The sequence below is a fragment of the Oceanobacillus luteolus genome (assembly GCF_023715655.1).
Classification (GTDB): Bacteria; Bacillota; Bacilli; order Bacillales; family Amphibacillaceae; genus Oceanobacillus; species Oceanobacillus luteolus.
On sequence record NZ_JAMBON010000041.1, the window covers coordinates 21,329 to 27,328 of the forward strand.

Genomic DNA, 6,000 nt, shown 5'->3' on the forward strand with positions numbered 1-6,000 from the left:
TTAGGTTAGATGATGAGAGTCCAACCTCCGCACAGGTCATGTGTTTTTTGAAAACTCTATTTAACTGCATAGAGGCTAAAACTTGACAAAATTATTTATTTATGCTATAATTTACAGTTAATATAATTATGTGTATAATAAGATTCTCCTGGCCGGGGGAATCTTATTTTTTATATGGGAGGAAAATGGTATGAAACAAAATGAGTCCAGTTTGACTTCCTTAGTAACTGCATTTAGTCGTGTATATCATAGTAAATATGATTCACCGAAAGTTTTTGATGATTTTATGGCAAACAAGTTAATTTCCGAAGAAGAGTTTGAGGCTATCAGTAGTAATATGATTCACGGGATCCACTTTTTTAACGGAGATATTGGGAAGAAATTTCAAGATGATCCAAGTAAGATTTTGAAATGGATAACACAAGTCCAGCTGTCCCCAATTTCTTTGGCGCGGTCTGCTTTTTGTGAAAAAGTATTACTGAATGAAATGGATTTAGGAGTTGAACAGTACGTTATTCTTGGTGCTGGCTTAGATACGTTCTGTTTTCGGTACCCAGAGTTAATGAATAAATTAAAGGTATTTGAAGTCGATCATCCAACTACACAGGCATTTAAAAAGAAAAAGATAGAAGATGCTAACTTTGAGATACCAAATAATCTACGTTTTGTTTCCAGCGATTTTACATCTAGGTTTTCTGACCAGTCTTTAGTAGATAAGGGGTTCGATTACAAAAAGACATTCTATAGTCTATTAGGTGTGTCTTATTATTTGACTAAAGAGGAAACTGCAAATTTGATTAATAGTATATTCGCTAATGTTCCATCTGGTAGTTCGATTGTTTTTGATTTCGCAGACCAGAATCTCTTCACGGAAAAGGGAGAGTTTAACAGAGTTGAAAATATGGTTAAAATGGCTGCAGCAAGTGGAGAACCAATGAAATCGAATTACACTTATCAAGAAATGGAACATATGCTAGAAAAATTTGAGTTGCTTATTTATGAACATCTATCACCAAATGATATCGATGAGCGATTTTTTAAAAGCAGGACTGATTATTTATCTGCCTTTGAGACGATTCACTTTATTCATGCTGTAAAGAAATAGGGATAGATATAGTGAAAAAGATGAAACATCCCCGTTACTGAATAATTTCAGAGCGGGGATGATTTAAGTTTGCTTTTAAAACTTATATTAGATGGTACGCATATTGGAACAAGCTAAGGTGATTGACTATTTAGTTGACTGAACTAGCGTCTAATATATTACCCTTCAAACGGAATTGCAAAGTTCCTCTTCTTCGGATGTCTAGCTACAAGCAAATGACACTTTCTAGAATTGTCCTTCGTATACCAATGGTCTTTAAAGTACCTTTCGAGGTCGTCCGCTGTTTTAACTCTTTCATCTTTTAGTTCTTTTAAAAGCATATTTTTATATTCCTCAGTCAGTTCGAAACCATCAATGACTATTTTTTTTATTACAATAATCTCCTTTTTCCAGGTCGTCTATGCCGCATTATAACAAAATAAGATTAAATATGAAATTTAGTCCTAATGATTTATTAATGGTGACTATCCATTCCCATCTGATACACTATTAACAACTATAGATGGATATTGAACAATGCTTCACGACTACAGCATTTAAGAATAGGGAGTTGAGGGAATGAAAATTTTAGTTACAGGTTTTGATCCATTTGGTGGAGAGACGAAAAACCCCGCACTCGAAGTAGTGAAAAAATTGCCTGATGGAATTGAAGGTGCATCTATCATCAAGTTAGAAATTCCGACTGTTTTCGGGAAAAGTGCGGGAGTGATGAAAGAGGCAATCCGTAAAGAAAACCCAAATTATGTATTGAGTATAGGCCAAGCGGGTGGACGTTATAGATTGACTCCCGAACGTGTAGCTATCAATCTTGATGATGCACGTATTCCGGATAATGAAGGAAATCAGCCAATTGACATGCAGATTCAACCAGATGGCGAAAATGCATATTTTTCCCAATTACCGTTAAAAGCCATGGTAAAAGCTATGAAGGAAGCGGGTGTTCCTGCATCTATATCTAATTCAGCGGGTACTTTCGTCTGCAATCATATCATGTACCAAACCTTGTATTTAACTCATTCAGAATATCCAAATGTAAAGGCTGGGTTTATCCATATTCCCTTTCTGCCGGAACAAGTGACTGAGCGTCCGGGCACAGCATCGATGAGTTTGAATGATATGGTGAAAGGTGTGATCGCTACAATAAAGGCGATTATTGCATATGATGGAAAAGAAGATTTGAAGACAATTGGTGGGGAGACGCACTAATTTTTCATTTAAGTAAAAGATGCACTTCTCAAGCAGGAGAAGTGCTTTTTTTGTAGAAGTTACTGTATTAGCTTGAGAGTGGAGTGAGGGGGAGTCTGTGAGAAAAATTACTTTATCTAATGGAAAATCAGTTGAAGTTGATTGTTTAAGCTGTGCAATAACAAGTGGTTTAGCAGAAGCAGAAGGGGGCGTTGTGCTTGAGACAGAGTATTTTCACGCTCATCAAGACGTTGCCTATCCTGTAAGGGGGCTAATAATTTTAGCTTCTAAACGCCATGTTAAATGTTTCGATGAATTAACTGAATATGAAAAGATAGATTTTATCCAGGCTCTGACAAAGATAAGGAAGGCTCAAAGAGATGTTTTAGGAATTGAGTTCGTTTACTATTTTTATAATGAAGATACTACTCATCACTTTCATATTTGGATGGTTCCGCGATATGATTGGATGTACGAATTTGCCGCTCAGTTGAATCGGTGAGACCAGTTCTTCTGCATGCTCGACAGAAAATGAATACGGATGAAAATCTTCAAGAAGTAATGACTGCAATTGACTTTTTGACTAAGGAGTTAAATAAGTGATTGTCCAGTAAGTAATGAGTATTAATTATTTTAATAGAAGATATAATGTGGAGGTATTTCATGACTGAGGATTTTTATTGTGATGAAGTATTAAGTGGGAAGACCGAAGTGAATAAAGTGTTAGAAACAGAAAATGTATTAGCGTATTATCATACAAGACCGTATTGGCCAGTTCATATTGTTGCTATACCAAAGAAACATATCCCTTCTTTAATTGCATTGGAGGAAAGTGATAATGAACTGTTGATCGAGCTGTTAGGGGTAATTAAAAAGGTTGCGACAATGGTTACAGAAGAACACGGAGCTTGCAGAGTGATTACAAATTTAGGGGAGTATCAGGACTCCAAACATCTTCATTGGCATATTGTTTCTGGTGACTAGCTGAAATGAGATGAATCGAATTGCTTTCGATTCCAGTGATATCCATTATATGCAAGAAATTATCTCCATTATATGCAAGAAATTATCCAGGTTGGTTGAGAAGAATTGTTCATTGTTTAAGTAGCGTCATAAGTAACGAAAAAATGGATTGACTCAGAAGCATGTCAATCCATTTTCAATTCTGGTTTACTTATCCAATTCAATCGTTTCATTAATATCTGCTGATTCGGTATTTTTTCCTGTCATGCGTTTATAGAAAAAGGCGATCTTTTTCGTGAGATTGCCGGTTTCCCAATATTCTGCTGCTTCAGCTTTTACCTTAATTAAGATCAAGTTAGGGTCATCATAAGAAGTTTGCATTACTTTCTCGTATGCTTTACTCCATAATTCCTTTTTCTTCTCAACGTCCTCCACAATTTCGGCTGTTCCACGCACGGAAACGTATGATTTTCCTACATACGCAACATTCACTTCTTGCTCATGCAAGATCTCTCGATATTTATCCGTTTCCTTCTTCGTGAAGAACCATAAATCACCATCAAATTCTACTTCCTGTGTTTTCATTGGTCTGGAAATGAGACCATCTTCCGTTACTGTGGTAAGCATAGCAGTATCTACGTCTTTGATTAGCTCCCTAAGTGTTTCCAATTCTTCTTGTTTAATGTTGTTTGACATAATATCACCTCATGCTTGTTTATAGAAGTATACTACCCTCGATTGGAAATTTTTAACCGCCTCACTTTATTTCCATTACATAGTTCTAATTAAGATGATGGATACTAATACAAAGCAAGAAGGAGTGATCCCCGTGGCAATGTGTCCGATATGTAATGCATTTAGAGAGTTGGAAATGAATTGCTCTACGTGTAATGCACAGTTAGAAGATATGGGAAAGGTATCCGATTACTTAGATCCATACGGACATTATAATGATGTGGATACCGTGAAAATGGGAGATGGATATATGCATACAATAGAGGAGCAAACTTGTCCTCATTTAATGTATTGTAAAAATTGCGATCGTAATGAAGTGACTTTCATACAAGAAGTCTAGTTAGCGGGTAAAAGAAACAGGGTACCAGTGACTGGTACCCTGTAATAAAATAACTTAAGATTTAACACTCTCTAAATCAGGAGTTTCCGTGGAGTTTGATTCCCAATCTTTACAAACATCCACCCACTGCTTGGCAAAAGAATATTCTTCTAACTCCCCACAGGTAAGTTCAATTGCTGAATTTGTGCTGCCACATGCAGGGAAAACCTTATTAAAACGTTTCAGGGAGATATCGAGATACACATCCAATTCATTTGCTAAACCAAATGGACAAACTCCGCCAATCGGATGACCGGTTTGTTCAATAACCTCATCAGCTGATAACATTCTTGCTTTAAACTGAAACGTATGGCGGAATTTCTTATTATCAATTTTAGCGTCTCCAGCAGCAACAACAAGCATCGCTTGTCCCTCCGCACCTCGGAAAGACAAAGTTTTTGCAATTTGTGCTGGTTTCACACCAATCGTGTCCGCTGCTTCTTGAACTGTAGCACTTGAAGTAGTAAATTCCATAATATCGTTTTCTCTGTTCCATTTCTTAAAATGTTGTTTTACACTTTCCAGCGACATGAATCTCCATCCTTTTTAAATTTTTGTATTTATGAGAAATCTTATCATGTTTTCATATGTGTTGCCACAGACTTGGCTTTTGTACGTACTTAGGTGACTTAACTATATAAGATTATGAAGGAGCTGGATTATATAATTGGTTGAACGATGTAGATGGTGTAAGCAGTAAAATATATAAATCTACTATTATAGTAAAAAGTATATGGATGGCTTAGGAACAAATCTAAGTAATAATGTGATAAGGAAGATAACCTTACTTATATATAGTAGAGTTTCATATCGTATTTAATAACGTTTAATATCTACTCTGCTTTTATGAATGAAGATTAGTGATATCTATTGATTGATTAGTGATAAGCGCGAGGTTGTGCTATTTAATTGGAAACAATTGGAGTGAAGTGTAGTATTGCACAAGTTAGTAAATCATGATATATTAATAGTCCACCACGGAAACGGAAGAAAATAAATAAAAAAAGTTGTTGACTTCTAGTTTGATAGTGTGGTATATTATTTCTTGTCGCTTTTAACAGGCGAAAACATTCAAGAAAAAACAATGAAAAAGTTGTTGACTTGATAAACGAATTTTGATAAAATGTAAAAGTTGCCTCGCGACGAGGTCGACAAAAACATTTGCTCTTTGAAAACTGAACAAAACAACCAGTATGTCAAGCGAGGTCACGTGAGTGGCCAAGCATAAACTTAATAAGAAAACCCCGTTTTCTTATTAAGTAACAGCTAAGTTTTTTCAAACACTTTTATGGAGAGTTTGATCTTGGCTCAGGACGAACGCTGGCGGCGTGCCTAATACATGCAAGTCGAGCGCGGGAAGCAGACTGATCTCCTTCGGGAGTGACGTCTGTGGAACGAGCGGCGGACGGGTGAGTAACACGTGGGCAACCTGCCTGTAAGATCGGGATAACTTGCGGAAACGTGAGCTAATACCGGATAATGCTCCACACCTCCTGGTGTGGAGATGAAAGACGGTTTTGCTGTCACTTACAGATGGGCCCGCGGCGCATTAGCTAGTTGGTGGGGTAATGGCCTACCAAGGCGACGATGCGTAGCCGACCTGAGAGGGTGATCGGCCACACTGGGACTGAGA

Annotated in this window: 8 protein-coding genes and 1 rRNA gene; 6 read left to right on the forward strand and 3 right to left on the reverse strand. The window is 36.9% G+C overall.

Annotated elements, in window-relative coordinates; genetic code table 11:
* Nucleotides 1-190 precede the first annotated feature (190 nt).
* Nucleotides 191-1,105 (forward strand): class I SAM-dependent methyltransferase, encoded by a 915-nt coding sequence (locus M3210_RS16825; RefSeq protein ID WP_251516832.1) that lies wholly within the window; start codon nucleotides 191-193, stop codon nucleotides 1,103-1,105.
* 158 nt (nucleotides 1,106-1,263) lie between these two features.
* On the opposite strand, the gene M3210_RS16830 is transcribed toward M3210_RS16825, so the two are convergent.
* On the reverse strand, nucleotides 1,264-1,425 hold the full coding sequence (locus M3210_RS16830) for a hypothetical protein (protein ID WP_251516833.1): 162 nt from the start codon (nucleotides 1,423-1,425) through the stop codon (nucleotides 1,264-1,266).
* A 238-nt stretch (nucleotides 1,426-1,663) separates the two neighbouring features.
* Between M3210_RS16830 and pcp the strand changes: the two genes are divergently transcribed.
* The 3 genes from pcp to M3210_RS16845 all read left to right on the forward strand — a co-directional run bounded on the left by pcp (nucleotide 1,664) and on the right by M3210_RS16845 (nucleotide 3,274).
* Entirely contained in the window at nucleotides 1,664-2,311 is a 648-nt protein-coding gene (pcp, locus tag M3210_RS16835) for a pyroglutamyl-peptidase I (protein WP_251516834.1), read from the forward strand.
* A 97-nt stretch (nucleotides 2,312-2,408) separates the two neighbouring features.
* Nucleotides 2,409-2,792, forward strand: a complete 384-nt coding sequence (locus tag M3210_RS16840) for an HIT family protein (RefSeq protein WP_349774378.1) — start codon at nucleotides 2,409-2,411, stop codon at nucleotides 2,790-2,792.
* Nucleotides 2,793-2,953: 161 nt separating this feature from the next.
* Nucleotides 2,954-3,274 carry an HIT domain-containing protein gene (locus M3210_RS16845; protein WP_251516835.1) on the forward strand — a complete coding sequence of 107 codons (321 nt, stop codon included), beginning with the start codon at nucleotides 2,954-2,956 and terminating at the stop codon, nucleotides 3,272-3,274.
* A 186-nt stretch (nucleotides 3,275-3,460) separates the two neighbouring features.
* On the opposite strand, the gene M3210_RS16850 is transcribed toward M3210_RS16845, so the two are convergent.
* Entirely contained in the window at nucleotides 3,461-3,949 is a 489-nt protein-coding gene (locus M3210_RS16850) for a pyridoxamine 5'-phosphate oxidase family protein (RefSeq protein ID WP_251516836.1), read from the reverse strand.
* Between the two features lie 139 nt (nucleotides 3,950-4,088).
* On the opposite strand from M3210_RS16850, the gene M3210_RS16855 reads away from it, so the two are divergent.
* Nucleotides 4,089-4,328 (forward strand): hypothetical protein, encoded by a 240-nt coding sequence (locus tag M3210_RS16855; RefSeq protein ID WP_251516839.1) that lies wholly within the window; start codon nucleotides 4,089-4,091, stop codon nucleotides 4,326-4,328.
* 54 nt (nucleotides 4,329-4,382) lie between these two features.
* Here the strand turns inward: M3210_RS16855 and M3210_RS16860 are convergent, their stop codons facing one another.
* A complete protein-coding gene (locus M3210_RS16860) occupies nucleotides 4,383-4,898 on the reverse strand; it encodes a YbaK/EbsC family protein (RefSeq protein ID WP_251516837.1) in 516 nt (171 codons plus the stop codon).
* A 754-nt stretch (nucleotides 4,899-5,652) separates the two neighbouring features.
* On the opposite strand from M3210_RS16860, the gene M3210_RS16865 reads away from it, so the two are divergent.
* Nucleotides 5,653-6,000: ribosomal RNA gene (locus tag M3210_RS16865) — 16S ribosomal RNA — on the forward strand; the annotation flags it as partial.